The sequence below is a fragment of the Enterococcus sp. AZ119 genome, from assembly GCF_050546175.1.
GTDB classification, from domain to species: domain Bacteria; phylum Bacillota; class Bacilli; order Lactobacillales; family Enterococcaceae; genus Enterococcus; species Enterococcus faecalis.
In genome coordinates this window covers 1,327,116-1,353,803 of the sequence record NZ_CP172951.1, presented here as the reverse complement: position 1 = coordinate 1,353,803, position 26,688 = coordinate 1,327,116, and the positions used below count along the sequence as shown (strand labels likewise).

The 26,688-nt window shown below is 38.4% G+C and carries 28 protein-coding genes and 2 riboswitches; of the genes, 27 read left to right on the top strand and 1 reads right to left on the bottom strand.

Going from position 1 to position 26,688, the window contains the following annotated elements:
* The first annotated feature begins 33 nt into the window (after positions 1-33).
* From topA to IGL37_RS06520, 7 genes are all read left to right on the top strand, one after another.
* Positions 34-2,112 (top strand): type I DNA topoisomerase, encoded by a 2,079-nt coding sequence (gene topA / locus IGL37_RS06550; protein WP_033917940.1) that lies wholly within the window; start codon positions 34-36, stop codon positions 2,110-2,112.
* Between the two features lie 107 nt (positions 2,113-2,219).
* Positions 2,220-3,527: an FADH(2)-oxidizing methylenetetrahydrofolate--tRNA-(uracil(54)-C(5))-methyltransferase TrmFO gene (gene trmFO, locus IGL37_RS06545; protein ID WP_033917941.1), complete on the top strand. Its 1,308-nt coding sequence runs from the start codon at positions 2,220-2,222 to the stop codon at positions 3,525-3,527.
* Between the two features lie 211 nt (positions 3,528-3,738).
* Positions 3,739-4,638 (top strand): tyrosine recombinase XerC, encoded by a 900-nt coding sequence (gene xerC / locus IGL37_RS06540; protein ID WP_002357488.1) that lies wholly within the window; start codon positions 3,739-3,741, stop codon positions 4,636-4,638.
* A 28-nt stretch (positions 4,639-4,666) separates the two neighbouring features.
* Positions 4,667-5,215: an HslVU peptidase proteolytic subunit gene (gene hslV / locus IGL37_RS06535; RefSeq protein WP_002357489.1), complete on the top strand. Its 549-nt coding sequence runs from the start codon at positions 4,667-4,669 to the stop codon at positions 5,213-5,215.
* A gap of 14 nt (positions 5,216-5,229) precedes the next feature.
* The gene (gene hslU / locus IGL37_RS06530) at positions 5,230-6,633 is read left to right on the top strand and encodes an ATP-dependent protease ATPase subunit HslU (protein ID WP_002360239.1); all 1,404 of its coding nucleotides are present in this window, start codon (positions 5,230-5,232) and stop codon (positions 6,631-6,633) included.
* Between the two features lie 20 nt (positions 6,634-6,653).
* On the top strand, positions 6,654-7,436 hold the full coding sequence (gene codY / locus IGL37_RS06525) for a GTP-sensing pleiotropic transcriptional regulator CodY (RefSeq protein ID WP_002357492.1): 783 nt from the start codon (positions 6,654-6,656) through the stop codon (positions 7,434-7,436).
* 33 nt (positions 7,437-7,469) lie between these two features.
* A complete protein-coding gene (locus tag IGL37_RS06520) occupies positions 7,470-8,345 on the top strand; it encodes an aldose 1-epimerase family protein (RefSeq protein WP_002363997.1) in 876 nt (291 codons plus the stop codon).
* Between the two features lie 41 nt (positions 8,346-8,386).
* Here the strand turns inward: IGL37_RS06520 and plsY are convergent, their stop codons facing one another.
* On the bottom strand, positions 8,387-9,016 hold the full coding sequence (gene plsY / locus IGL37_RS06515) for a glycerol-3-phosphate 1-O-acyltransferase PlsY (RefSeq protein WP_002360243.1): 630 nt from the start codon (positions 9,014-9,016) through the stop codon (positions 8,387-8,389).
* A 205-nt stretch (positions 9,017-9,221) separates the two neighbouring features.
* Positions 9,222-9,381: riboswitch (cobalamin riboswitch) on the top strand.
* Between the two features lie 118 nt (positions 9,382-9,499).
* On the opposite strand from plsY, the gene IGL37_RS06510 reads away from it, so the two are divergent.
* From IGL37_RS06510 to IGL37_RS06415, 20 genes are all read left to right on the top strand, one after another.
* A complete protein-coding gene (locus IGL37_RS06510) occupies positions 9,500-10,528 on the top strand; it encodes an ABC transporter substrate-binding protein (RefSeq protein WP_033918015.1) in 1,029 nt (342 codons plus the stop codon).
* On the top strand, positions 10,521-11,528 hold the full coding sequence (locus tag IGL37_RS06505) for a FecCD family ABC transporter permease (protein WP_002361862.1): 1,008 nt from the start codon (positions 10,521-10,523) through the stop codon (positions 11,526-11,528). Before IGL37_RS06510 ends, IGL37_RS06505 begins: the two co-directional genes overlap by 8 nt.
* Entirely contained in the window at positions 11,525-12,292 is a 768-nt protein-coding gene (locus tag IGL37_RS06500; RefSeq protein WP_002357498.1) for an ABC transporter ATP-binding protein, read from the top strand. The genes IGL37_RS06505 and IGL37_RS06500 overlap by 4 nt, the downstream gene beginning before the upstream one ends.
* Before the next feature lie 141 nt (positions 12,293-12,433).
* Positions 12,434-12,877, top strand: a complete 444-nt coding sequence (locus IGL37_RS06495; protein WP_002363995.1) for a EutP/PduV family microcompartment system protein — start codon at positions 12,434-12,436, stop codon at positions 12,875-12,877.
* Positions 12,874-13,455 (top strand): cob(I)yrinic acid a,c-diamide adenosyltransferase, encoded by a 582-nt coding sequence (locus IGL37_RS06490; protein ID WP_002408470.1) that lies wholly within the window; start codon positions 12,874-12,876, stop codon positions 13,453-13,455. The genes IGL37_RS06495 and IGL37_RS06490 overlap by 4 nt, the downstream gene beginning before the upstream one ends.
* A gap of 44 nt (positions 13,456-13,499) precedes the next feature.
* Positions 13,500-13,649, top strand: a riboswitch (adenosylcobalamin (AdoCbl) riboswitch).
* A 292-nt stretch (positions 13,650-13,941) separates the two neighbouring features.
* Positions 13,942-15,072, top strand: coding sequence for a 1-propanol dehydrogenase PduQ (locus tag IGL37_RS06485; protein WP_430598835.1), 1,131 nt, complete (start codon positions 13,942-13,944; stop codon positions 15,070-15,072).
* Between the two features lie 159 nt (positions 15,073-15,231).
* Positions 15,232-15,579 carry an ethanolamine utilization microcompartment protein EutS gene (gene eutS, locus IGL37_RS06480; protein WP_002345864.1) on the top strand — a complete coding sequence of 116 codons (348 nt, stop codon included), beginning with the start codon at positions 15,232-15,234 and terminating at the stop codon, positions 15,577-15,579.
* Between the two features lie 27 nt (positions 15,580-15,606).
* A complete protein-coding gene (locus IGL37_RS06475; RefSeq protein WP_002357503.1) occupies positions 15,607-16,179 on the top strand; it encodes an ANTAR domain-containing response regulator in 573 nt (190 codons plus the stop codon).
* Positions 16,180-17,613 (top strand): sensor histidine kinase, encoded by a 1,434-nt coding sequence (locus IGL37_RS06470; RefSeq protein WP_002357504.1) that lies wholly within the window; start codon positions 16,180-16,182, stop codon positions 17,611-17,613.
* A gap of 66 nt (positions 17,614-17,679) precedes the next feature.
* On the top strand, positions 17,680-19,128 hold the full coding sequence (gene eutA / locus IGL37_RS06465) for an ethanolamine ammonia-lyase reactivating factor EutA (RefSeq protein WP_052133303.1): 1,449 nt from the start codon (positions 17,680-17,682) through the stop codon (positions 19,126-19,128).
* A gap of 17 nt (positions 19,129-19,145) precedes the next feature.
* Positions 19,146-20,510, top strand: a complete 1,365-nt coding sequence (locus IGL37_RS06460) for an ethanolamine ammonia-lyase subunit EutB (protein ID WP_002357506.1) — start codon at positions 19,146-19,148, stop codon at positions 20,508-20,510.
* Positions 20,511-20,527: 17 nt separating this feature from the next.
* On the top strand, positions 20,528-21,439 hold the full coding sequence (gene eutC, locus IGL37_RS06455) for an ethanolamine ammonia-lyase subunit EutC (RefSeq protein ID WP_002363986.1): 912 nt from the start codon (positions 20,528-20,530) through the stop codon (positions 21,437-21,439).
* 13 nt (positions 21,440-21,452) lie between these two features.
* On the top strand, positions 21,453-22,106 hold the full coding sequence (gene eutL, locus IGL37_RS06450) for an ethanolamine utilization microcompartment protein EutL (RefSeq protein WP_002357509.1): 654 nt from the start codon (positions 21,453-21,455) through the stop codon (positions 22,104-22,106).
* A 13-nt stretch (positions 22,107-22,119) separates the two neighbouring features.
* Positions 22,120-22,638, top strand: a complete 519-nt coding sequence (locus IGL37_RS06445) for a BMC domain-containing protein (RefSeq protein WP_033917944.1) — start codon at positions 22,120-22,122, stop codon at positions 22,636-22,638.
* Positions 22,629-24,107, top strand: a complete 1,479-nt coding sequence (locus IGL37_RS06440; RefSeq protein WP_002357511.1) for an acetaldehyde dehydrogenase (acetylating) — start codon at positions 22,629-22,631, stop codon at positions 24,105-24,107. The genes IGL37_RS06445 and IGL37_RS06440 overlap by 10 nt, the downstream gene beginning before the upstream one ends.
* 123 nt (positions 24,108-24,230) lie before the next feature.
* Positions 24,231-24,521 (top strand): BMC domain-containing protein, encoded by a 291-nt coding sequence (locus tag IGL37_RS06435; protein ID WP_002357513.1) that lies wholly within the window; start codon positions 24,231-24,233, stop codon positions 24,519-24,521.
* A 67-nt stretch (positions 24,522-24,588) separates the two neighbouring features.
* Positions 24,589-25,158 (top strand): hypothetical protein, encoded by a 570-nt coding sequence (locus IGL37_RS06430; RefSeq protein WP_002357515.1) that lies wholly within the window; start codon positions 24,589-24,591, stop codon positions 25,156-25,158.
* A 3-nt stretch (positions 25,159-25,161) separates the two neighbouring features.
* Positions 25,162-25,797 carry an ethanolamine utilization phosphate acetyltransferase EutD gene (eutD, locus tag IGL37_RS06425; protein WP_002357516.1) on the top strand — a complete coding sequence of 212 codons (636 nt, stop codon included), beginning with the start codon at positions 25,162-25,164 and terminating at the stop codon, positions 25,795-25,797.
* A gap of 14 nt (positions 25,798-25,811) precedes the next feature.
* A complete protein-coding gene (locus tag IGL37_RS06420) occupies positions 25,812-26,411 on the top strand; it encodes a TIGR02536 family ethanolamine utilization protein (protein WP_002357517.1) in 600 nt (199 codons plus the stop codon).
* A gap of 12 nt (positions 26,412-26,423) precedes the next feature.
* Positions 26,424-26,687, top strand: a complete 264-nt coding sequence (locus tag IGL37_RS06415; RefSeq protein WP_002357519.1) for a EutN/CcmL family microcompartment protein — start codon at positions 26,424-26,426, stop codon at positions 26,685-26,687.
* The last annotated feature ends 1 nt before the right edge of the window (position 26,688 follow it).

Genomic DNA, 26,688 nt, shown 5'->3' with positions numbered 1-26,688 from the left:
AGTAGGAAAGCGAACGCGAAAGGAGCTAATTGAATGGCCTATAAGTATCTCGTGATTGTAGAATCACCTGCCAAAGCCAAAACAATTGAAAAATATCTAGGAAGAAACTACAAGGTGGTTGCCAGTGTTGGTCACATTCGCGATTTACCAAAAAGTAAAATGGGGATTGATATTGAAAATAATTATGAACCTCATTATATTTCGATTCGCGGAAAAGGCGATGTCATCAAAAGTTTAAAAGCGGCTGCAAAAAAAGCTGAAAAAGTCTATCTCGCAGCCGATCCGGACCGAGAAGGTGAAGCAATTGCTTGGCATTTAGCTTATCTTCTTGGCCTTGATTTAAAAGATAAAAACCGTGTGGTATTCAATGAGATCACTAAAGAAGCGGTAAAAGCGGCATTTAAAGAACCTAGAACCATCAACGTTGATTTAGTTGATGCGCAACAAGCACGGCGCATTTTAGACCGTTTAGTTGGATACTCGATTAGTCCTATTTTATGGCGTAAAGTCAAAAAAGGTTTGAGTGCTGGTCGTGTGCAATCTGTTGCTTTAAAAATGATTATTGATCGAGAAAATGAAATTCGAGAATTTAAACCTGAAGAATATTGGAGCATTGATGGGAATTTCCAAAAAGGTCGCAAGAAATTCAAAGCAAATTTCTGGGGCGTAGATGGTAAAAAGAAAAAATTACCAAATGCAGAAGCGGTGAAAGAAATCACTTCTCGGATTGACGGTAAAGATTACGATGTTACAAAAGTTGAGAAAAAAGAACGGAAACGTAATCCTGCATTACCTTTTACAACCAGTAGTTTACAACAAGAAGCGGCACGTAAATTAAATTTCCGTACCCGTAAAACCATGATGGTTGCGCAACAATTGTATGAGGGAATTGCTTTAGGGAAACAAGGCACTGTGGGGCTGATTACCTACATGCGTACAGACTCAACCAGAATTGCCGATTCCGCCAAAGCAGAAGCTGCTGAATTCATTGAAAAGACCTACGGAGATGAGTTCTCAGCACATGGCGGCCGCAAAGCAAAAAATACGCAAGGTGCACAAGATGCCCATGAAGCGGTTCGTCCGTCAAGCGTTTTAAGAACACCTGATGAAATGAAGAAGTATTTAGATAAAGATCAATTAAAATTATATACTCTTATTTGGTCGCGATTTGTAGCTAGTCAAATGACACCAGCGATTTTAGATACCATGAAGGTCACGCTTCAACAAAACGGCGTAACGTTTATTGCCAATGGCTCCAAAGTGAAATTTAAAGGGTTTATGCAAGTATATGTTGAAGGTCGCGATGATGGTAAAGAAGACAAGGAAAATATTTTACCTGAATTAGTGGAAGGTAACGTTGTTAAATCGGTCGATATCGAACCGAAACAACACTTTACTCAACCACCGGCTCGTTTTAGTGAAGCCACGTTAATCCGGACTTTAGAAGAAAATGGTGTGGGCCGACCATCAACGTATGCGCCAACATTAGAAACCATTCAACGGCGTTATTACGTGAAGCTAACCAATAAACGGTTTGAACCAACGGAATTAGGTGAAATTGTGAATTCTCTAGTTTCAGAGTTTTTCCCACAAATTGTCGATACACATTTTACAGCGACAATGGAAACGGACTTAGATAAAGTCGGTGAAGGCCAAGAAAAATGGGTTGAAGTTGTCGATCGTTTCTACAAGCCCTTCGAAAAAGAATTAACAAATGCCGAAGAAAAGATTGAAAAAATCCAAATTAAAGATGAACCAGCAGGCTTTGACTGCGAACTATGTGGACATCCAATGGTGATTAAACTGGGTCGCTACGGAAAATTTTATGCATGTAGTAATTTCCCAGATTGTCGGAATACAAAAGCGATCGTTAAAGAAATTGGCGTGACGTGTCCTGTGTGTCACGAAGGACAAGTTATCGAACGCAAATCAAAGAAAAATCGGATTTTCTATGGCTGTAGTCGGTACCCAGAGTGTGACTTCACTTCTTGGGACAAACCAGTAGGCCGACCATGTCCAAAATGTGGGCAATATTTAGTAGAGAAAAAAGTTAAAGGCGGCAAACAAGTCGTTTGTATCAATGGCGATTATGAAGAAAACGTCCAAAAATAAGAAAAATTGAGACCGAAGAATTTACTTCGGTCTTCTCTTTTAGTAAAATGAATTGAGTTTGTAAGAGACAGCTCTTAACTTCTTGACATAGAAAGGAATTTTTATACATGACAAAAAAAGTCACAATTATTGGTGCCGGTTTAGCCGGAAGTGAATCGGCATGGCAAGTGGCCAATGCTGGTGTACCAGTTGATTTATATGAAATGCGCCCTGTCAAAAAGACACCAGCGCATCAAACAGAAAATTTTGCAGAGTTAGTTTGTTCTAATTCATTACGTGGAAACAGTTTAACCAATGCGGTAGGTGTTTTGAAAGAAGAAATGCGCCGTTTAAATTCAATCATTATTGGTAGTGCAGATCAAACCGCTGTACCAGCTGGCGGCGCCTTAGCAGTTGACCGTGATTCTTTTTCTGAAACAATCACTGAAAAAATTAAAAGTCATCCATTAATTACAATCAAAAATGAAGAAATCACTGATATTCCGGAAGGGATTGTAATTATTGCAACGGGTCCCTTAACCTCTGAAAGCTTATCTCAAAAAATTCAAGAATTTAATGGTTCTGAAGGCTTTTATTTTTACGATGCAGCAGCACCAATTATTGATAAATCAACAATTGACATGGATAAAGTTTATTTAAAATCTCGTTATAACAAGGGCGAAGCGGCTTACTTAAACTGTCCGATGACTGAAGAAGAATTCAATGCTTTTCATGAAGCGCTAGTCAATGCAGAAGTGGTTCCTTTACGCACGTTTGAAAAAGAGAAGTTTTTCGAAGGCTGTATGCCCATTGAAGTAATGGCGCAACGTGGCATTAAAACCATGTTGTTTGGCCCAATGAAACCTGTCGGACTAGAAGACCCTAAAACAGGTAAACGCCCTTATGCTGTAATTCAATTACGTCAAGACAATGCTGCAGCTTCTTTATACAATATTGTTGGTTTCCAAACGCATTTAAAATGGGGCGAACAAAAACGAGTATTCCGTATGATTCCAGGATTAGAAAATGCTGAATTTGTTCGCTATGGCGTCATGCATCGTAATAGTTTTATGAATTCTCCAGAGTTGCTAAAACCAACCTACCAATCAAAAAAACGTGACGATCTGTTTTTTGCTGGACAAATGACTGGTGTTGAAGGATATGTTGAAAGCGCGGCAAGTGGTTTACTTGCAGGTATTAACGCAGCTCGTCTTGCCAAAGGGGAAGAGCCGATTGAATTCCCTCGCGAAACGACTTTAGGAAGTATGGCTTATTATATTACACATGCAGAAGGCAAACATTTCCAACCAATGAATGCAAACTTTGGGCTTTTCCCAGAGTTACCTGAACGAATTCGTGACAAAAAAGAACGCTATGAAGCAATTGCTAATCGGGCCTTAGATGTCCAAGCTCAAGTTATCCAATCTTTAGACTAAATTAGAAAAAATATGAGAAAAGACCGAGCATCATTGCTAAGAAATGTGATGATACTCAGTCTTTTAATTTTTAGAAAAAAATAACAAAAGCTAAAGAATAGTTAAAATTGTGAACATATTTAGAAATATTGATTAAATTCTGACAACTTAATTGTCTTTTGAAAAAGGTTATGCTAAAGTTACTTTGTAATCGAATGAGGAGGGCTATCACATGGAAGAAAAGAATTGGCCTGAGTTATTTGCTCGTTATCTTATTGTCGAAAGAGGCTATTCAGAAAAAACAAAAAAAGCATATCAAGAAGATATACAACATTTTTTTTCGTTTTTAAAGACTTCAGGTAATGACAATTATTTGACTGTGGAACATTTGGATGTTCGGGCTTATTTGAGCGAATTATACGATCAGGAATATAGCCGCAATTCGATTAGTCGAAAAATTGCCAGTTTGCGTTCTTTTTATCAATTCTTATTAAAAAATGAAGCAATCCAAGAAAATCCTTTTTCCTATGTTCATATGAAAAAGAAGCAGTTACGGTTGCCCCGTTTTTTTTATGAAAAAGAAATGGATGCATTATTTGAGAGCGCACAAGGCGAGCAACCGCTTGATTTGAGAAATCAAGCGTTGCTAGAAGTTCTGTATGGGACTGGCATTCGGGTCAGTGAATGTGCGAACTTAACGGTGGACGCAGTTGACTTTCAAGCTTCTGTTTTATTGGTTCACGGAAAAGGAAATAAAGATCGCTATGTGCCTTTTGGTTCATTTGCACAAGACGCCTTAAAGGATTACTTAGAGAATGGCCGCGCGCTATTAATGACAAAATATCAAAAAAAACATCCGTATGTCTTTGTTAATCATCATGGTGAACAAATCACGCCAACAGGGATTGAATATGTCTTAAACCAACTAATTAAAAAAAGTTCATTAAATGCGGAAATTCATCCCCACATGTTACGCCATACATTTGCGACACACTTATTAAATAATGGCGCCGATATGCGGACAGTTCAAGAATTATTAGGACATGCTAATTTATCCACAACTCAGATATATGCGCATGTGACAAAAGAAAGTTTACAAAAAAATTATCGAACGTTTCATCCTCGTGCATAATGGAGGTAAACGTCTAGGAGGAACAATAATGGTTGAATCACAATTTCACTCTACAACAATTTGTGCAGTCGAAAAAGATGGAAAATTTGCAATGGCTGGTGACGGCCAAGTAACAATGGGCGAATCTGTCGTTATGAAAGGTACGGCCAAAAAAGTGCGCCGTATTTACAATGATGAAGTCGTTGTCGGTTTTGCAGGGAGTGTGGCAGATGCCTTTACATTAGAAGAAAAGTTTGAAGGAAAATTAAATGAATACAACGGAAACTTAACGAGAGCTGCGGTTGAGTTAGCCCAAGAGTGGCGTACACAACAGTCTATGCAAAAATTAGAAGCTATGCTGATTGTGATGAATAAGGAAGAAATGCTCTTAGTTTCAGGAACTGGGGAAGTCATCACACCAGACGATGGTATTTTAGCAATTGGTTCAGGCGGTAATTTTGCTTTGTCCGCTGCAAGAGCCATGAAAAACTTTGGCGATAAAGAAATGCCAGCGAAAGAGATTGCTAAAAATGCCTTAAATATTGCTGCAGATATCTGTGTATTTACGAATCATAATATCATTGTAGAAGAATTATAAGCGAGGGAAAATCCATGAATGAATTAAACAAAACACCAAAAGAAATAGTCAAAGAACTAGATCAATATATTGTTGGACAGCAAGCTGCCAAAAAATCAGTGGCGGTAGCTTTACGTAACCGCTATCGTCGCTTGCAATTAGAAGAAAATATGCAACAAGATATTACGCCTAAAAACTTACTAATGATTGGACCAACAGGTGTTGGTAAAACTGAGATTGCTCGTCGTCTCGCAAAAATTGTCAATGCGCCTTTTGTAAAAGTTGAAGCAACCAAATTTACAGAAGTAGGCTATGTCGGTCGGGATGTCGAATCAATGGTTCGAGATTTAGTAGAAAATGCGATCCAAATTGTTGAAAAACAACAATACAGTCGCGTGTACGCGCAAGCGTTGAAAAAGGCCAATCAACGTTTAGTCAAAGTATTAGTGCCTGGAATTAAAAAAGAACAAAAACAGGCTGGCGGTAATCAATTTGAACAAATGATGAACATGTTTAACATGGCTCAGCAACAGCAAGAAGCACAAGAAGAAGTAACGGAAGATATTCGAACGAATCGCCGAACAATTTTGGAACAGCTGGAAAAAGGTCTATTAGATAATCGTGAAGTAACAATTGAAATTGAAGAACCGAAGAAAACGATGCCAGCTATGAACAATGGCCTAGAACAAATGGGTATCGACTTAAATGAAACGTTAGGCGCTCTGTCACCAAAGAAAAAAATCGAACGTACTGTAACGGTGAAAGAAGCACAAGAATTATTAGTGAAAGAAGAATCAGCAAAAATTGTCAATGACGCTGATATCCATAGTGAAGCTATTCGTTTAGCTGAATCAAGCGGAATTATTTTTATCGATGAGATTGATAAAATCACCTCCAAAAGTCAACAAAATTCGGGCGAAGTCTCTCGTGAAGGAGTACAAAGAGACATTTTGCCGATTGTTGAAGGCTCCCAAGTTAACACGAAGTATGGTCCTTTACAAACAGATCACATTTTATTTATCGCTTCAGGTGCTTTCCACTTGTCAAAACCAAGTGACTTGATTCCAGAATTACAAGGCCGCTTCCCAATTCGAGTTGAATTAGATGATTTAACGGCTGATGACTTCGTAAGTATCTTAACTGAGCCAAACAATGCTTTAATTAAACAATATGTAGCATTAATCGGTACAGAAAATGTTTCAGTCATCTTTACCAAAGAAGCAATTGAACGGTTAGCACACATCGCTTATGATGTAAACCGTGATACAGATAATATCGGGGCGCGTCGTTTACACACAATTTTAGAACGTTTATTAGAAGATTTATTATATGAAGCACCAGATATGCAAATGGGTGAAATTACGATTACCGAAGCATATGTCAATGAAAAATTGAATGACATTGTTCAAAATGAAGATTTAAGTCGTTATATCTTATAAAAAAGGCTGGAGGAGAAAAGATGGCTACATTATTAGAAAAAACACGTCAAGTGAACGAGCTTTTGCAAAAAAACAATCTGTTTGACGTACAAGCAGAACTTCCGTACAACAAAATGGCAATGATTTTAGGGGATATTTTAGAAAGTAATGCGTATATTATTAGCAGTTCAGGGGATTTGTTGGGGTATACTGAAAAATTAGATGTTAATAATGCCCGTATCAAAAATATGTTTAAAGAGAAAAAATTTCCTCAAGGATACACCGAGGCCGTGGATATGCTCAAAGTAACCGAAGCAAATATTCCAATAGATAGTGATTTAACTGCATTTCCTTTTGAATCACGAGAGCTGTATCCGTTTGGGTTAACCACTATTGTGCCTTTGTACGGTGCTGGCAAACGCTTGGGTACGATTATTTTAGCGCGTGTTGAAAAATCCTTTAACGAGGATGATTTAGTGTTAGCTGAATATAGTGCGACCGTTGTCGGCATGCAAATTTTGTATCATCAATCCAGAACAATTGAAGCAGAAGTTCGCAGTGCGACTGCCGTGCAAATGGCCATCAACACTCTTTCCTATAGTGAATTAAAAGCCGTCCATGCCATTTTTGAAGCCTTAGATGGCGAAGAAGGTCGTTTAACTGCTTCAAGTATTGCAGATGAAATAGGCATTACTCGTTCCGTAATTGTGAATGCCTTAAGAAAATTAGAATCAGCTGGAATTATTGAATCACGTTCTCTTGGTATGAAAGGGACTTATTTAAAAGTGTTAAATCAACAATTTATTAAAGAGTTGGAAAAATAAGCAATTGCTCGTATCAACTAGGAGGACAACGCAATGACTGTACAAATTGAAAATGAATTTCTAATCGCAACATTTGCTGAAGAAGGAGCAGAATTAGTAAGTTTACAATCAAAAGAAACCGGCATTGAATATATTTGGCAAGGAAATCCTGAATTTTGGGCCCGCCATGCGCCCGTACTTTTTCCGATTGTCGGTCGTCTAAAAGAAGATACGTATATGTACCAAAATCAAGCGTATCATTTAACTCAACATGGTTTTGCTCGTGATCAAGTATTTGATGTGATTGAAAAAGGTGGAGAAGAAGTTTCTTTTTCACTAAAATCAACAAAAGAAACCAAGAAGAAGTATCCTTTTGATTTTGAACTAGTGATTACTTATACATTAGAACATCAAGAATTGACTGTAAACTACCAAGTAGAAAACACAGGGAAAGAAGAGATGTATTTTGGGATTGGTGGTCATCCAGCCTTTAATGTACCTTTAGAATCTTCACTAACGTTTGAAGATTATTATCTAAGTTTTTCACCTAAAAAATCACGGACACAGATTCCCTTAGCAGGCCCGTTTATTGATTTAGCGAATAAAACGCTAGCCCAAACGAATACCAGCTTTGACTTAACGCATCAATTATTTGAAAATGATGCAATGATTTTTGAAACAAAAGGTCAAACAGCAATTACGATTGCCACAGACGAAAGTGACCATCAAGTCACTTTGAGTTATCCAGAAATGCCTTTTGTGGGGATTTGGTCACCGACACCGAAAGAAGCGCCTTTTGTCTGTATCGAACCTTGGTGCGGGATTGCTGATGCTGTCGACGCAACTGGCCAACTCGCTGAAAAATTTGGCATCAATAAGTTACCAGCTAACGAACTATTTAAAACACAGTATATGATTAGTGTAAAATAAAGAAAAAGGCTGTGAACATTATTTGTTCACAGCCTTTTTCTTTATTTTTTTGCACGTAAGCCAAAAGAAAGGCGACTTTCTGTTCCATTTTTAATTCGCTGAATGTTTTCACGATGACGGACAAAGATAAAAGTAGTCAAAGCAATCGCAATCACGGTTAATAACCAGTTAAATGTTGGTAAAATAGCTGGGACAGTGAAAGGCAAAATAATAGTAGAAAGTGTAATTAGTACAGCGCTAATCATACTTGTTAAACTCACCATACTGGTTAGATACAGACAAATCACAAAAATAAGAGCAGAATAAATAAAAAATGTGGGGCTGTATGCTAATAACATGCCAGCGCTAGTGGCTACGGCTTTACCACCTTTGAAATTGGCAAAAATAGGGAAGGTATGCCCTAAAACAGCTGCTACCCCAAAGAAGAGCGGATTCACGCCTTGTAAACCAAACAAATAGGGTAATGAAGTGGCTAACGTTCCTTTCAAGATATCCATTAATAATACCGTAATTCCGGCAGGTTTCCCTAAGACACGAAATGTATTGGTTGTTCCTGTATTCCCACTCCCAAATTGGCGTATATCTTTTTTAAAGAAAAGTTTACCAATCCAAACACCTGAGGGAATCGAACCTAATAAATAGGCAACAAGTAACAAAATGACGATTTTCATCAAGTTAACCTCTTTCTTATTCAAACTAGGATTTATTTTATCATGAATAGAAAAACGGAACAACGTCTAATAACTAAAACAAGAAAAGTTTTTCTTTTGCTTGAGGAAGCGTTGACAAATGATTGATAACCGTTATAATAAATGTGTGTCATTAGACAAAGACGTCTAATCACTGGTTTGAAAATTAGTTATCAACGAAGATACAATATATATGTACTTATGAAGTGTCAGGGAAAGAGGTGCGAATCCTCTACAGACCTACCTACTGTATGGTGGATGAAACCAATAAGACCACAGATTATTCTGGAAGGATTGGGAGTAAGAAGAAGCTAAGTCAGGATACCGGCTTGATAAGTCTAATCATTCTTTTGTAGGAAAAAGAAGGGGCTTTGAAGATAACTGGCTGAGTATATCATTAGCATAGTTAAGTGACTGCTTTTTTTCTATTGGAGAAAAAAGTGGTTTTTTTGTATTGTTTTGACGTTGAGACAAAGGAGGTTCATTTCAGAAAATTTTCCCCAAAATAAAATAGACGAATGCGAGGATGAAAAAATGAAAAAATTTACTTTAACAATGATGACTTTAGGTTTAGTAGCAACACTTGGCTTAGCAGGATGTGGTAAACAGGAAAAGAAAGCAACTACCTCTTCTGAAAAAACAGAAGTAACGTTACCAACCAAAGACCGTAGCGGTAAAGAAATTACTTTACCCAAAGAAGCAACCAAAATTATTTCCCTAGTACCATCAACAACAGAAGTGATTGAAGACTTAGGTAAAACCGACCAATTAATCGCAGTTGATACTCAAAGTAGTACAATGATGACTGATTTAAAAAAATTACCACAAATGGATATGATGGCTGTCGATGCCGAAAAATTGATTGCCTTGAAACCACAAATTGTTTATGTGAATGACATCAATTTAGCTAGCTCAGAAAGTGTTTGGAAACAAGTGGAAGATGCTGGAATTACAGTCGTTAATATCCCCACTAGTACAAGTATCAAAGCAATCAAAGAAGACGTCCAATTCATCGCGGATAGCTTATCTGAACATGAAAAAGGACAAAAGTTAATCAAAACAATGGATCAAGAAATCGACGAAGTAGCCAAAATTGGTAAAACCATTAAAAAACCAAAAACTGTTTTGTTTGAAGTAGCTGCCTTACCAGACATTTATAGCTTTGGTAATGGGACATTTTTAAATGAAATGATTGAAACAATTGGGGCAAAAAATGTTTTGGCAAATGAAAAAGGCTGGTTACCAGTGACAGAAGAAGCGGCCGTTGCTGCAAAACCAGAAGTCATTTTAACCAATGTTAACTATATGAAAGATCCCGCCAAAGAAATTTTAGCTCGTAAAAACTGGGAAAACGTTCCTGCAGTTCAAAACAAAGAAGTTTTCGAAATTGATAACATGTCTAGCTCTTTACCAAATAACCACATTACCAAAGCATTAAAACAAATGGCAAAAGCTGTTTATCCAGAGGAATACAAGGATTTAAAAGATGAGTAAAAAAACGTGTCTCATACTGATGCTCTTGATCAGTATGAGCATGCTCTTTTTGGGTATTAAAATTGGAAGTGTTCAGATTTCGTTAACGGATTTGCTTCAAATTTTAGTGAAAAAGACGGTTTCAGAAGACGGGATTTTAGAGGGAATCATCTGGAATGTTCGGTTACCGCGTGTCGTGATGGCCTATCTCGTGGGCGCAGGCTTAGCAGTAAGTGGCACGGTGATGCAATCGCTCTTAGGTAATCCTTTAGCTTCTTCGTATACTTTGGGCGTATCAGCGGGAGCATCCTTAGGCGCTGCGTTAATCATGGTAACTGGAGTAACTGCTTCGATCTTAGGGGCATTTTTATTGCCTTTAACTGGTTTTATCTTTGGCTTAGCAACGGTCTTTTTAGTTTTGTTATTTACGCAAACAATGGATAGTCAAATGTCCAATCAAACAGTTGTTTTAGTGGGAATGATTATGACCTTGTTTGTCGGTGCTATTTTGACGTTGATTACAGCACTTTTCCAAGATTATTTGAAACAATTAGTCTTTTGGCAAATGGGTAGTTTTTCTGGCAGTAATTGGCAAAAAATTGCTATTTATTGTCCAATCTTGCTTGTCAGCAGTCTGTTTCTTTGGTTTGATGCCAACGCATTGGATGTTCTCGGTTTAGGAGAAGAACATGCGATGTTAGCGGGAGTAGAAGTCAAAACAGCAAAACTACGCATTATTCTTTTGGCTAGTTTATTGGCAGGAAGTGCGGTTTCATTTGTCGGTGTGATTGGTTTTGTTGATTTAATAGCACCACATATTGTCCGTCGCTATCTAGGGGCGACTCATCGCTGGCTGATTCCCGGTTCGGCAATTTTAGGTGGGACCATCATGGTAATAGGGGACACAATTGCCCGCACGATTTTATCACCAAGAGAAATTCCCATCGGGGCCGTAACAGCCTTGATTGGAGCGCCATTCTTCTTGTATATTTACTTTAAAAAAAGGGGCGTTGCTGCATGATTGAATTAAAAAAAACAGCTGTAACACTCCAACAAACCCCCATTTTAAAAGATATTTCTCTCGTTTTTCCGACAGGTAGTAAAACTTGTATTTTAGGTCCAAATGGTTGCGGTAAAACGACACTTTTAAAAACGATTGCCGGACTTGTCCCTTATAGTGGTTCTGTTTTAATTGATGGTCAAGAAGTTCATGGACAAAAGCGGAAGGAATTGGCAACGAAAGTAGCGATGATGAGTCAATTCACGACAGTTGCTTTTGATTATACGGTTTACGAAACAGTTTTGATGGGGGCGTATCGACAACAAGCACAACGTTTTTTACCTATTGTTTCTAAACAAGAAAAAGAACGAGTCCTTTATTATTTAGAACGCACGGGTTTATTGCCTTTAAAAGATAAAGTTGTCAATCAGCTTTCAGGAGGACAACAACAACGAGTATTTTTGGCTAAATTATTTGTACAAGATCCAGAAATTATTTTATTGGATGAACCCAATAATCATTTGGATATTCGTTATCAACAAGAATTGATTCAGCAGTTAAATGAGTGGAGTGCGCAAGAAGGGAAAACGTTAATCGGGGTGTTTCATGATATCCGTTTAGCGTTAACGCTAAGTGAAAAAATTGTGTTTATGAAGCAAGGGAAAGTGGCCGCGCAAGGTGATTTTCAAACGTTGGCTTCCAAAGAATTTTTACAAACAATTTTTGAAACAGATATTGTCTCCTATTTTCAGAAACAACATAAAGTTTGGGAAACTATTCAATAATTTTGACAAGTTTTTTGGAAACAGGTAAGATAAAGGCAAAGAATCAGAAACACAATGGCGTGTTTTAACAAATCGGCAAAGGAGCCCAAGACTAAGTACGTGATGGTACTTGCTTTGGGCTCCTTTTTTATGGAGGTAGCGATGAAACGAATCATTTTAATGGGAGCTATCGGTTGTGGCAAAACCACGTTATGTCAAGCTCTGCAAGGCAAAGAATTAATTTATGATAAAACACAGGCGGTGGAATTTCATACAGAAATGATTGATACACCAGGCGAGTTTATTTTGCATCGACAATATTATAATGCATTAAACGTCACAGCGGCAGAAGCAGATGTGATCGGTTTGGTTCAAAGTGCTGTAGAAACACAACAAGTTTTTTCACCAGGATTTGGTAGTATTTTCCCGAAAGAAATCATTGGTATTTTAACCAAGATTGATTTAGCACAAGATTCTCAGCAGTTAGAGATTGTTCGGCAACAATTAAAAAGTGCGGGTGCAACAAGAATTTTTGAAATTTCTTCTGTTGAAAAAATTGGCTTGCAAGAATTAGTAGATTATTTAGAGGAGGATGAAGCAGAATGAAAATTTATACAAAAACTGGCGATAAGGGAATGACGAAATTAGTCGGCAGCTCAACCGTCGCTAAGGATTCTGATCGAGTTGAAAGTTATGGAACGATTGATGAATTGAATTCTTGGGTCGGCTATATTATCAGCCAACTTCCACAAGAAAATCAAGAAATTAAAGAAGAACTAGAAGCTTTACAACATTTACTTTTTGATGCGGGAACAGATTTGTCAACACCGATTGAAGCACAACGACCATTTAAATTACAAAAGGAAAGTGTGCATTGGCTAGAACAGCGGATTGATTTCTACACTGCACAATCACCAGATATTGATCGTTTTATTTTACCTGGCGGAACCTCAGCAGCCAGTATGGTTCATGTGGCTCGGACGATTGCACGGCGCGCAGAACGCATCATTGTTCGTTTAAATTGGACAGCCAAAATTAACGAAGAGGTATTAATTTTTACCAATCGTTTATCAGATTATTTTTATGCGTTGGCTCGCTATTTAAATGTTCAAGCACAACGACCTGATGTTTTTTATGAACGAAGCGAAAAGGTTTTCCATAAAATTAAAGAAGATGGATTGTAAACAGTTGCTTTTCTAAAAAACTTATGGTAAATTTCAGATAGATTAAACGAATATTTTATGAAAAATATGAATGGAAGCCAGTGAGAATCTGGCACGGTCCCGCCACTGTGAAGAAGCAAGGTTGCTTTTAAGTCAGGTCTTTTCATTTTCTCATTATTGGGCATGCTGTTTCGAGGCAAAACAGGATGTTTCTTAACAACGCTTGTGTTGAAAATCCAGCCCAAGATATTTGTATTAATCCAATTAATGGCACGAGGAAGTGCTTTTGGGAATTTTGGGCTGGTCTTTCAATGTTGAAGGAGATTTCAGGTACAATGACGTACTGCTATATTCCCTTTTTTTATTGACAATTAATTAAAGGCGTTGTACTCTATGGATAAGGTTTCGTGTACAATGGCGTATACATAAGGAAGCAAAGACGCTTCAGACAGATGATTTTTCGTTTGTTTGAAGTGTCTTTTTGTATTTTATTAAGGAGGAATTGAGATGAAAACAATTCATTTCCCTACCGAACTATGGGTAGGAGAAGGCGCATTAGCCAATTTGGAAACACTTCATGATAGACGTGTTTTCATTGTCACAGATCCATTCATGGTTGACTCTGGATTTGTGAATGAAGTGACAAAGCATTTAACAAAAAGTGAATGGCAAATTTTTAGTGATATCATCCCCGATCCACCAATTGATAAGATTGCTGCGGGAATTAAGCAGTTAGCGACATTTCAAGGAGATACGATATTAGCTTTAGGTGGGGGATCCGCTATTGATGCGGCCAAAGCAATGAAATTTTTTGGCAAACGTACTTTGCAAACTCAGATTGCTGAGTTTATTGCGGTTCCTACAACTAGTGGAACTGGTTCAGAAGTTACGAATTTTTCAGTGATTACGGTTGCTGAAACTGGCACCAAAATCCCGCTTGTAACAGATGAAATTCAACCAGAAATTGCGATTTTAGATACAAATTTAGTGATGAGTGTGCCACCAAAAATCACAGCGGATACAGGAATGGACGTCTTAACGCATGTTATTGAAGCGTATGTTTCAACAGAAGCAAATCCGATTTCAGATGCGTTGTGCGAAAAAGTCGTTCGCTTAGTATTCGACAATTTAGAAATAGCCTTTAATGAGGGTAGCAACCAACAAGCCCGTGAAAATATGCATTTAGCTTCATGTATGGCAGGGATGGCGTTTAATGTTACTTCGTTAGGCTTGAATCACGGTATTGCTCATGCGGCCGGTGCGCGTTTACATGTGCCACATGGACGAATGAATGCAATGCTCTTACCTGAAGTCATTGCATATAACAGTGGCTTAGCGAATGGCAAAGTCACCAACGAACCAACAGCTAAACGTTATGCGCAGTTAGCAAATTGTCTAAATGATACACAGACAACCAATGCACGGATTGGTGTTCAACAATTTATTCGACAAATCAAGCAACTCCGTCAAAAATTAAACATGCCTGCCACTTTTAGTGATTATGGTTTACCAAAAGAAGAGGTCCAAGCTGCGATCCAAAAAATAACTGAAGGCGCATTGATGGATGGCTGCACCAAAACAAATCCTGTCCAACCAACAGCAGCAGAAGTGACAAAAATTTTAAATTCTATCTTATAAGCGATTGACAGGATGAAATCGATAACATATAATGTGGGTAGCACAACGGCGTGCTTCAAAATTTAAGAGCAAAGAAGCTCCTTAGTAGAAAGCGAAAGTGGAACCTTTACGTTTTTTATTGAGGATTTTTTATTTGCTAAATTAAAGGAGCGAGTCTGGTTGGAAGAAAAACAACGAATGATTCAAGAATATGTTCCTGGGAAACAAGTAACGTTAGCGCACATCATTGCTAGTCCTAATAAAGAAATTTATACAAAATTAGGGTTGCCAGAAGGCACCAGCAATGCACTAGGTATTTTGACAATCACTCCGAGCGAAGCGGCAATTATCGCTGTTGATATTGCGACTAAAAGCGGAGATATCCAAATCGGTTTTATTGATCGTTTTTCTGGATCGGTAGTCATTTCTGGTGACGTAAGCTCAGTGGAAGCAGCCTTACAAGCGGTGATTGAAGGTTTACAACAGATTTTAAACTTTTCTGTAACTTGTAAAATTACCAGAACATAGCGTTGAAAGGACAAGGGCGTGAAGAAAATGGATGGACGAATTGTAATAGTCGATGATGAACCTATTACGAGACTCGATATTCGTGATATTGTGATAGAAGCAGGGTACGAAGTAGTCGGTGAAGCAGCTGATGGTTTTGAAGCAATTGAAGTATGTAAAAAAACACAACCTGACCTAGTATTAATGGACATTCAAATGCCAATTTTAGATGGTCTAAAAGCAGGTAAAAAAATTGTTCAAGACCAACTAGCCAGTAGTATTGTCTTTTTATCTGCATACAGTGACGTACAAAATACGGACAAGGCTAAAAAATTAGGTGCACTGGGTTATTTAGTTAAACCTCTAGATGAAAAATCATTAATACCTACAATTGAAATGAGCATTGAACGAGGCAAACAAACGCAGCTGTTACTAAATCAAATCGATAAATTAAGTTTAAAATTAGAAGAACGTAAAATTATCGAAAAAGCCAAAGGTATTCTTGTAAAAGAAAATCATATATCGGAAGAAGAAGCCTACCAAATGTTGCGTACGTTAAGTATGAACAAACGCGCACGTATGAGTGAAATTGCAGAATTGATTGTAATGGATGATGAATAAATGAAACGATTAGAGCAATTATGTCACCAATATACCAATCTTTCAGAATCAGACATTAAAGAATTACAACGTACAGCACGTTATCTTTCTTCGACGACACTCTATCAAAGTGCAGATGTTTTTATTGATGTGTATAAGGAAATGTCACAGCAAGCACTAGTCGTTTATCATAAGCCGCCTGCGAAGACAACTTCTTTATATAGCGGAGATGTCGTCGGGATGGAAGCTTTATTAAAAAATGAACCTGGTGTTCTGCGTACCATGCAAACTAGCTTAAATAGCATTGGTTTGTTAGCAGTGACTCAGGAAAATCGTTTGATTAAGCAAAATATCTATCCCATTCGCAATGAACATCGAACGATTGGTGTCATTATTGTCGAGATTGCGGCAGATGAAGAGATTCAAGCGGACTTACAAAAAGAGGAGCTAAATAACTGCCAGTTAGCAAAAGTAGCGAAATCAACTAGTCAAGTCGACGCATTATTTATTGATCAATTGGCAGAAGCCGTTTTGATTTTTGATGCGGCAGGTCACTTATTAATTACCAATCACAATGCACAAGAGCTTTATCGCAAACTTGGTTATCGGGATAATATCATTGGAATGAGTTATGACAATTTGTCCATCGATTATACAACTTTTGAATATGTGTTGTATCAAATGAAATATAAAATGAGTAATCAACCAATTGAAAGCAAAACGACCTACCTTAATTATTATTTTAAGGTTCGGAAAGTGTGGTTGGCATCAGAAGAACAACTGATTATGATTATTCAAGACAATACAGAATTTAAAGAAAAAGAAGCGGAAATTATTTCCAAATCTGTTGCGATTCGTGAAATTCATCATCGTGTTAAAAATAACTTGCAATCGGTGGTTTCCTTATTGCGTATTCAAGAACGGCGAACGCAAAGCCCCGAAGCAAAAAAAGTCCTTCATGAAAGTGTCAATCGAATTATGGCGATTGCAGCCACCCATGAATTGCTGTCAAAACAAGTCAAAGATGACGTTGCTTTACGGCAAACATTGGAAGCAGTGATGTATAATTTTAGACATCTTTTTCAAGGCGCACAACCCATTGAGATGATGATGGATGTTGATCCAGCCATTATGGTTTCTAGCGAACAAATGGTCACCATTTCCCTTGTTGTCAACGAACTATTACAAAATATTTTTGATCACGCATTTGAGCCACAAACAAGTGGCGTTGTTAAACTTAGTGGAACATTAGATAATAAAATGATTACCATTACTGTTACAGATAATGGTAAAGGCTATGACGTTCATCAAAGTAACGAGACCAGTTTAGGTTTGATGATTGTCAAAAGCTACGTAAAAGATAAATTAAAAGGAAAAATTACAATTGAATCCAATAAACAGGGAACTAAAACCTGTTTCTATTTCGAACAGAACACCAGTGATGTTGTTCATTGATTAAGCAAAGGCGCTTAAAGAAAAGTAGAAAGAAATTTTCTAACGATTCTTTAAGTGCCTTTTTGTATGCAAAAGGAGGCGAGTCAGGCGATGTCGAAGGAAACACTTTTAACCGTGGGGATTGATTTAGGGACGTCTACAACCCAATTAGTCTTGTCAGAATTAACTGTTGAAAATTTTGCCTCTGCGTTTACAGTACCACGTATCAGCATTTCTGATAAAAAAGTCATTTACCGAAGTGACATTATCTTTACACCCTTACTTAACCAATCAGAAATTGATGCAGAACCTATCAAAGCGTTTGTAGCGGAGCAATATCGCCAAGCAGGCATTCATAAACAAGATATTCAAATGGGTGCGGTAATTATCACAGGTGAAACTGCTCGAAAAAGCAATGCCAACAATGTGCTACGAGCACTTAGTGGCTACGCAGGTGATTTTGTCGTTGCTACGGCTGGTCCCGATTTAGAAAGTATCATTGCCGGAAAAGGCGCTGGCGCTCAAACTTATTCTGAAACGAAACGCAAACCAGTGGTTAATTTAGACATTGGTGGTGGAACGACAAATTTAGCTGTCTTTAAAGATGGTGAAGTGAATGATACGGCTTGTTTTGACATTGGCGGACGCTTAATTAAATTAGATCAACAACAAAAAATCACCTATATAGCTCCGAAGATTCAAGAAATTATAAATAAAAAAGGGCTAACCTTGCACCTTGGTGACCAAGCCACCGAACAAAACTTACTGCCAATTATTTCGGAATTAGTTGCCGTGTTAGAAAATAGCATTGGCTTGGGGACACAAAGTCCGTTCTACCAGTTATTAGTAACCAACCATCCACTACGAAAAGGTGAGGAATTACCAATTGTAACATTTTCTGGTGGTGTGGCTGATTGCTTAAATACGACAAGTACGAATCTCTTTAAATATGGGGACATCGGCTTACTTTTAGGAAAATATCTGAGAAAGTCACTGATTTTTTCGGAAAAAGAAGTCTTAGAAAGCGCAGAAACAATCCGAGCGACGGTCGTCGGAGCAGGTTCACACACTGCTGAAATTAGCGGAAGCACGATCGCTTACCGTGAGCAAATTTTGCCGGTAAAAAATATCCCAATTCTAAAATTAGCGCAAGAGGATGAAACCCTTACTGTGACAGAACTAGGCCAGCGAATCCAAGAAAAACTCAATTGGCATCGTATTGAAGAAACACCCCAGATTGCCCTAGCAATTAGAGGTATGAGCAATCCAACATTTGCTGATATTCAACGCTATGGTCAAGGGATTGTGGAAGGATTAGCTAGTTTAGTTGCTGAACAAATTCCCATTATTGTTATGGTGGATGAAGACATGGCGAAAGCTTTAGGGCATGCCTTAAGTGCCCATCTGCCAAAAGACTATCCGTTTATCTGTCTTGATTCGGTCAAAGTAGAAAACGGTGATTATGTAGATATCGGTTTACCAGTGGCAGAAGGAGCCGTCCTTCCAGTCATTGTTAAGACCTTAGTATTTAATTAAAAAGGAGCGACACAAAGATGATTTTAAAAACCAAACTATTTGGCAAAGTCTATCAATTTACATCCGTTAAAGAAGTCTTAGCCAAAGCCAATGAAGAAAAGTCTGGCGACAAGTTAGCTGGCGTAGCTGCTAATTCAGCCGAAGAACGCGTGGCAGCGAAAGTCGTTTTATCGGAATTGTCCTTAAATGACTTGTTTAACAATCCCGTTGTTGATTATGACGAAGACGAAGTGACACGCATTATTATTGACCAAGTCAATATGCGAATTTTTGAAAGTATTAAACATTGGACAGTTGCAGAATTACGAGAATTTATCTTATCTTCGGAAACAACCGATTTTGATATCAAACGAATTTCCCGTGGACTCACTTCAGAAATGATTGCTGCTGTCTGTAAATTAATGTCCAACATGGATCTAATTGTTGGCGCAAAAAAAATCAATATTGAAAAAACCGCCAACACAACGATTGGCCGTCCCGGAACTTTTTCAAATCGTTTACAGCCAAACCATCCAACCGATAATGTCGATGGCATTATGGCATCAGTTATGGAAGGTCTTTCTTATGGCGCCGGTGATGCGTTAATTGGTTTGAATCCTGTTGATGATTCTACAGAAAGTGTTAAACGGATCTTAAACAAATTTGAAGAGTTCCGCAGCGAATGGGAAATTCCAACACAAACTTGCGTGCTTGCTCACGTAACGACACAAATGGAAGCCATGCGTCAAGGCGCGCCAACTGGCTTAGTCTTTCAATCCATCGCTGGTTCAGAAAAAGGGAACACAGCATTTGGTTTAAATGCAGAAATTTTAGCTGAAGCACAAGATTTAGCGCTTCACAGTGGTCAAGCAGCTGGTCCTAATGTGATGTATTTTGAAACAGGTCAAGGCTCAGAACTTTCTTCTGAAGCAAACTTTGGCGCAGACCAAGTGACAATGGAAGCGCGTTGTTATGGCTTAGCCAAAAAATTTGATCCGTATATTGTAAATACCGTTGTCGGCTTTATTGGACCAGAATATCTTTACGATTCAAAACAAGTCATCCGCGCTGGTTTAGAAGATCATTTCATGGGCAAATTAACAGGAATTTCAATGGGTTGTGATGTCTGCTACACCAACCATATGAAAGCTGATCAAAATGATATGGAAAACTTAGCAATGTTATTAGCAACAGCTGGTTGTACGTATATCATGGGGATTCCTCATGGCGATGATGTCATGTTAAATTATCAAACAACTGGGTTCCATGAAACTGCGACGATTCGTGAAACATTAGGCTTACGTCCAATTAAAGAATTTGAAGAATGGATGGAAAAAATGGGCTTAATGGAAAACGGAAAATTAACAAGTCGCGCTGGCGATGCATCTGTATTTATTAAATAAACGAGGTGAGAATACAAATGAACGAAAAAGAATTAAAAGAAATGATTGCCGGAATTTTAACAGAAATGGTCGCTGACAATCAAGCGGTTTCGACTGCCACTGTGACTGCTGAAGAAAAACCAGTCACAACACACGTCACTGAAACGACAGAAATTGAAGAAGGCCTAATTCCTGACATTACTGAAGTAGATTTACGTAAACAATTACTATTGAAAAATGCCGTAGATCCTGAAGCACTATTAAAAATGAAAGCTTTCTCGCCAGCTCGTTTAGGCGTTGGTCGTGCAGGGACGCGTTATATGACTAGTTCAACATTACGTTTCCGAGCAGACCATGCGGCAGCACAAGATGCAGTCTTTTCAGACGTAAGCGAAGACTTGGTAAAAGAAATGAATTTTATTTCTACAAAAACAATCTGTAACAGTAAAGATGAATATTTAACACGTCCAGATTATGGTCGTCAATTTGATGAAGAAAATAGTGAAATCATTCGGAAAAATACGACACCAAAAGCCAAAATCCAAATGGTCGTAGGGGATGGCCTTAGTTCAGCTGCTATCGAAGCGAATATTAAAGAAGTCCTACCAGCAATTAAACAAGGATTAAACATGTACAACTTAGATTTCGACAATGTAGTTTTTGTTAAATATTGTCGCGTGCCAGCAATGGATAAAATTGGTGAAATCACTGACGCTGATGTTGTTTGCTTGCTAGTTGGCGAACGTCCTGGTTTAGTAACAGCTGAATCTATGAGTGCCTACATTGCTTACAAACCAACTGTCGGTATGCCAGAAGCACGGCGGACAGTTATTTCAAATATTCACAAAGGTGGGACACCGGCTGTTGAAGCAGGGGCCTACATTGCCGAAATTATTAAAAAAATGTTAGACAAGAAAAAATCTGGTATTGATTTAAAAGAAGCTGAATAAAGGAGGATTTCTCATGAAAAATGATCGTCTAGGCGCAAATGTCCTAAGTATGAAAGTCATTCCCAATGTCGATCCGGCATTAGCAAAAGAATTATCATTGAAACCAGAACATCGCTCATTAGGAATTGTTACTTCCGATTGTGATGATGTCACTTATGTTGCATTAGATGAAGCAACCAAAGCCGCCGATGTTACTGTAGTTTACGGTAAAAGTATGTATGCTGGCGCAGCAAATGCTTCAACCAAATTAGCCGGTGAAGTGATTGGCATTATTGCTGGTCCGAGTCCTGCCGAAGTCAATAGTGGCTTGAGTGTCATTACGCAAGTCATTGAAGAAGAAGCCAGCTTCTATAGTGCTAACGAAGATGACAGCATTGTTTATTTTGCACATGTAGTATCAAGAACGGGTAGCTTTTTATCTGAACAAGCGAATATTCCTGAAGGTGAAGCGATTGCTTATCTGATTGCACCACCGCTAGAAGCAATGGTTGGCTTAGATGCAGCAATGAAAGCTGCCGATGTTCAAATGGGTGTCTTTTATGGCCCACCTTCTGAAACGAACTTTGGCGGCGCCTTATTGACAGGTAGTCAATCTGCATGTAAAGCTGCTTGCAGTGCGTTTGAACAAGTCATTCAAAATATCGCTGACAATCCGTTGAGTTATTAAGGATGTGACCTGAATGAAAGCATTAGGAATGGTCGAAGTCAAAGGATTTTTAGGTGCCATTAGTGTGGCCGATGCGGCATTGAAAGCCGCCGACGTTACTTTGTTAAAAGCTGAAATTATTAATGGCGGTTTAACAACTGTGGAACTGATTGGTGACGTTGCCGCGGTTCAAGCTGCCGTTGAAGTAGGCACGGAAGTAGCTAAAGAATTAAATTGTTTAATTGCTCATCATGTGATCTCACGGGCTGATGCTCAAACGGAAGTGATTTTATCAGATCCAGAACCCAAGTCAGCACCTGAACCGATGGAACAAGTAGAAGTAATTGAAGAAGAGATTGAAACACCAGATTTGGAAGAACACACAGGCACACGCCAAAAATTAGAAACACAACGCGTGGTTGATTTACGCAAACAAGCCTACAAAATGAACCTAAGTAGTTTAAAGAAAAGTGAGATTAAATTTGCCAATAAAGAAGCTTTAATTCAAGCAATCATGGCTGAAATAGAAAGAAGTGAAGACGAGTGGAATTAGTAGATAAAGACTTACGTTCCATCCAAGAAACAAGAAATTTAATCAGAAAAGCCAAAGAGGCACAGCAAGTATTAGCAACATTTTCGCAAAAACAAATCGATGCGATTGTCCAAGCAGTTTCAGAGGCTACATTTAACCAACGAGAAAAGTTAGCGAAAATGGCCAATGAAGAAACAGGATTTGGTATCTATGAAGATAAAATCATCAAAAATGCTTTCGCTTCAAAAGTAGTATATGACGAAATGAAGGACAAAGCTACAGTTGGTGTGATCCATGATGATGCTGCCAAAAAAGTCACTGAAATTGCTGTCCCAGTTGGTGTAATTGCAGGATTAATTCCTTCTACCAACCCGACATCAACAGTCATTTACAAAGCATTAATTTCATTAAAAGCTGCCAACAGCATTGTTTTTTCACCACATCCCAATGCGTTGAAATCGATTATTGAAACAGTAGAAATTATCCAAAAAGCGGCTATTGCTGCAGGGGCACCAGAAGGTTGTGTCTCGGTCATCAAAACGCCAACCATGCAAGCGACCAGCGAATTAATGAAAAATAAAGAAACAAATTTAATTTTAGCTACTGGTGGAAACGCAATGGTTAAAGCAGCGTACTCTTCTGGAACACCAGCAATCGGTGTTGGGCCTGGTAATGGACCAGCCTACATCGAACGAAGCGCAAATGTTCCTCATGCAGTGAAACAAATAATGGATTCAAAAACTTTCGATAACGGTACAATTTGTGCATCGGAACAATCAATTATTGTTGAAACTGTCAACCGTGAAGCGGTCAAAGAAGAGTTAATTAAGCAGGGAGCGTATTTCTTAAGTCCAGCCGAAGCCGACAAATTAGCTAAATTTATTTTACGACCAAACGGTACAATGAACCCGCAAATCGTGGGTCGTTCCGTTCAACATATTGCTTCATTAGTTGGTTTATCTATTCCAAAAGATCGCCGCTTAATTGTTGCCGAGGAAACACATGTAGGCTTGAAATATCCATTTTCAAGAGAAAAATTGGCACCGATTATTGCTTTCTATACAGTTGAAAACTGGGAAGCAGCTTGCGCGTTATCAATTGAAATTTTGAAAGGTGAAGGTGCGGGTCATACAATGGGCATTCACACAGAAAACAAAGAAGTCATTCGTGAATTTGGCTTAAGAAAACCCGTCTCTCGTTTGCTTGTTAACACCTCTGGTACACTTGGCGGCATTGGTGCTTCAACTAACTTAGTGCCAGCATTAACACTTGGCTGTGGCGCAGTTGGTGGCAGCTCAACTTCTGATAATATTGGGGTTGAAAATCTGTTCAATTTACGTCGTGTTGCATATGGCGTGCGTGATTTAGAAGAGATTCGTCAAGAATTTGGTCAAACATCAACCACATCTGTGGCTACTTCTTGCGAAACAACCAATCAAGAAGAACTAGTAAATGCCGTGGTGGCTCAAGTTTTAGCTCGCTTAAACTAACAAGAAACGAGCGAGTAAGAGTAAAACAAATGAATTATTGGATTTAGGGTTTGGGACCTAAGTCAAATTGCTAATTGTCCCAAATTTTTAAAAATAAAACATACATCTTAGGAGGAAATTATAATGTCAAGTACAAATGCTTTAGGAATGATCGAAACTCGTGGTTTAGTAGGTGCTGTTGAAGCAGCCGATGCAATGGTGAAAGCGGCAAACGTTACTTTAATTGGAAAAGAACAAGTCGGTGGCGGTTTAGTTACAGTAATGGTTCGCGGTGACGTTGGTGCTGTAAAAGCAGCAACAGATGCTGGTGCTGCCGCAGCAGAACGTGTTGGCGAATTATTATCTGTCCATGTAATTCCACGTCCACATACAGAAGTAGACGCTATTTTACCACACGCAACAACTGAATTATAATTTTGATTTTTTGGGGCAGAGGTAGGTTCATTACTTCTGTCCTAAACTTTCATTGAGGAGGGGTGTTATGACAGTTATTACAGAAGATATGCTTCGCAACAAAAGGCTTAAAAAAGAACTAGAAGATGGCACGGATTTTGTGTTTCCTGTAGGCAGTTTTCTGACGCCAGCCGCCAAAAGCTATCTACGCGAGCATCGGATTAATAGCAGCTTCTCTTCAACAAACCCATTGCTTTCTGAGGTTCATTCAGTGAAGGCCTCCTCACAAAAACAAAAACAAGAACATTTATCAAAAGAAACAATTTATGAGATTCGGCACTTAAGCCATCTATTGTATTTGCCTTTCTTAACGAATGAAGCGTTATCAACAGAAGGTTGGTTATATTTCGAACAACAACAACAGTGGTTAGAGAAGTTTATTTTAGAACAGTCGATTGTAATGGAACCAGTCATTTTGGAATCAAAGGTAACTATTCTAACTAACCAACAGAGACAATGGCGCTATTCCTCAAAAGAAATTCAATTACAACTAGATAAAATTATTCTCCAGTTAAAAGGAGAATCACAACTGTTCGGCCTTTTTCAATCTTGGGCTACAGAATTAATTAGCACCATGGCTGAAATATCACGAAACTAGGAGATGAACAAATTGGATTCAATGAATGAAATTGTTGAAGAAGTTGTTAAACGAATTCAGCAACAACAACAAAATACTTTTGAAGTTGAAGCTTCTGGCCGACATGTTCATTTGTCTCGTCAAGAGATTGATGCATTATTTGGACCAGGATATCAACTAACAAAAGTGAAAGATTTATCACAACCTGGACAGTTCGTTTGTAAAGAACGAATTACGGTTGCTGGACCTAAAGGACTTTTTCAAAATGTGGTTATTTTAGGCCCTGAACGTAGCGAATCACAAGTCGAAGTTTCTATGACGGATACGCGTATTTTAGGAATTAATGCCCCAGTTAGAGAGAGTGGCAAGACAGAAGGGACACCTGGCGTCACGCTGATGAACGGATCAGCAGTTGTGACATTAAGTCACGGCTTAATTGTTGCCAAACGTCATATTCACATGACACCAGAAGATGCCTTAAAAAATAAAGTAAGCAATAGCCAAATTGTGCAAGTCAAAGTGGAAGGCACACGTCCGTTAATCTTTGATGATGTGGTTGTGCGAATCAGTCCGCGATTTGCAACGTACATGCACATTGACTACGATGAAGCCAACGCTTGCGGCTTAACCAAAGGAGCTCGTGGCTATATTCTTAAGTAAAAGGAGGAAGGACAATGAACGTTTCTGAAATGGAAAATTTGATTCAACAGATTACTGATCGAATTTGCCAACAATTGCTGTCGTCGTCTTATTCAGTGGCTTTAGCAGAAGCAAAAGAAGCATTTCCTGAAGAAATGTTTGTTCGTTTTCCTGATGTAAATTGGGTAACCAAGGAGCAGAAGCTAGCACGAGGCTTGGTTGTAAAGAGGCTAACGATTTCCCAAGTAAATGCGATTGCGCATTTACAGGAAACGGATGAATTAGTCAAAAACATCTTAGCATTCTTATTTGAAGGTAAGCCGGTATTGGTTTTAACCCCAATACCTTCAGTGACTAAAAATTCACGATTGAAGTATCGTTTGAAACAAACGATTCAGGAAAACGTGGACATGTGCCAACAGTTTGGGCTGATTTTTTATCATGATTCAGAAAATTACGCTGTGTTTCAGGCGGCCTGTCAAAAACAACTTCGTTCTTTGGCTGAGACCAAACGAACCTACATTACTGAAAAACAATTGATAAGAATGACAGAATCAGGTGTTTCTTTAAGTAAAAACGCCTATTTAACCCCGTTAGCGAAAGATTATGCTAGGAAACATCAATTGCTGACGTAAGGAGGAAAAACGATGCTTTTAGGAAAAGTGACTGGTAGCCTTTGGTCAACAAGAAAAGATGAAAAATTAAATGGCTGGAAATTTATGATGGTTGATATTTTGAATCAAGAGGACGAAAAGCAAGGATTTTTAATTGCTGCTGACAACGCTGGAGCTGGTGTCGGGGACAAAGTGTTAATTAGTCAAGGCAATGCTGCCCGTATTTCGGCAGAAGATCCGAATGTCCCAATTGATGCAATGATTGTTGGTGTCATTGATTCTACAGAGGAAGAATAGG

Coding starts and splice junctions, on each gene's coding strand:
- topA (WP_033917940.1), top strand. CDS start 34: ATGGCCTATAAGTATCTCGTGATTGTAGAATCACCTGCCAAAGCCAAA.
- trmFO (WP_033917941.1), top strand. CDS start 2,220: ATGACAAAAAAAGTCACAATTATTGGTGCCGGTTTAGCCGGAAGTGAA.
- xerC (WP_002357488.1), top strand. CDS start 3,739: ATGGAAGAAAAGAATTGGCCTGAGTTATTTGCTCGTTATCTTATTGTC.
- hslV (WP_002357489.1), top strand. CDS start 4,667: ATGGTTGAATCACAATTTCACTCTACAACAATTTGTGCAGTCGAAAAA.
- hslU (WP_002360239.1), top strand. CDS start 5,230: ATGAATGAATTAAACAAAACACCAAAAGAAATAGTCAAAGAACTAGAT.
- codY (WP_002357492.1), top strand. CDS start 6,654: ATGGCTACATTATTAGAAAAAACACGTCAAGTGAACGAGCTTTTGCAA.
- IGL37_RS06520 (WP_002363997.1), top strand. CDS start 7,470: ATGACTGTACAAATTGAAAATGAATTTCTAATCGCAACATTTGCTGAA.
- plsY (WP_002360243.1), bottom strand. CDS start 9,016: ATGAAAATCGTCATTTTGTTACTTGTTGCCTATTTATTAGGTTCGATT.
- IGL37_RS06505 (WP_002361862.1), top strand. CDS start 10,521: ATGAGTAAAAAAACGTGTCTCATACTGATGCTCTTGATCAGTATGAGC.
- IGL37_RS06500 (WP_002357498.1), top strand. CDS start 11,525: ATGATTGAATTAAAAAAAACAGCTGTAACACTCCAACAAACCCCCATT.
- IGL37_RS06495 (WP_002363995.1), top strand. CDS start 12,434: ATGAAACGAATCATTTTAATGGGAGCTATCGGTTGTGGCAAAACCACG.
- IGL37_RS06490 (WP_002408470.1), top strand. CDS start 12,874: ATGAAAATTTATACAAAAACTGGCGATAAGGGAATGACGAAATTAGTC.
- IGL37_RS06485 (WP_430598835.1), top strand. CDS start 13,942: ATGAAAACAATTCATTTCCCTACCGAACTATGGGTAGGAGAAGGCGCA.
- IGL37_RS06475 (WP_002357503.1), top strand. CDS start 15,607: ATGGATGGACGAATTGTAATAGTCGATGATGAACCTATTACGAGACTC.
- IGL37_RS06470 (WP_002357504.1), top strand. CDS start 16,180: ATGAAACGATTAGAGCAATTATGTCACCAATATACCAATCTTTCAGAA.
- eutA (WP_052133303.1), top strand. CDS start 17,680: ATGCAAAAGGAGGCGAGTCAGGCGATGTCGAAGGAAACACTTTTAACC.
- IGL37_RS06460 (WP_002357506.1), top strand. CDS start 19,146: ATGATTTTAAAAACCAAACTATTTGGCAAAGTCTATCAATTTACATCC.
- eutC (WP_002363986.1), top strand. CDS start 20,528: ATGAACGAAAAAGAATTAAAAGAAATGATTGCCGGAATTTTAACAGAA.
- eutL (WP_002357509.1), top strand. CDS start 21,453: ATGAAAAATGATCGTCTAGGCGCAAATGTCCTAAGTATGAAAGTCATT.
- IGL37_RS06445 (WP_033917944.1), top strand. CDS start 22,120: ATGAAAGCATTAGGAATGGTCGAAGTCAAAGGATTTTTAGGTGCCATT.
- IGL37_RS06435 (WP_002357513.1), top strand. CDS start 24,231: ATGTCAAGTACAAATGCTTTAGGAATGATCGAAACTCGTGGTTTAGTA.
- IGL37_RS06430 (WP_002357515.1), top strand. CDS start 24,589: ATGACAGTTATTACAGAAGATATGCTTCGCAACAAAAGGCTTAAAAAA.
- eutD (WP_002357516.1), top strand. CDS start 25,162: ATGAACAAATTGGATTCAATGAATGAAATTGTTGAAGAAGTTGTTAAA.
- IGL37_RS06420 (WP_002357517.1), top strand. CDS start 25,812: ATGAACGTTTCTGAAATGGAAAATTTGATTCAACAGATTACTGATCGA.
- IGL37_RS06415 (WP_002357519.1), top strand. CDS start 26,424: ATGCTTTTAGGAAAAGTGACTGGTAGCCTTTGGTCAACAAGAAAAGAT.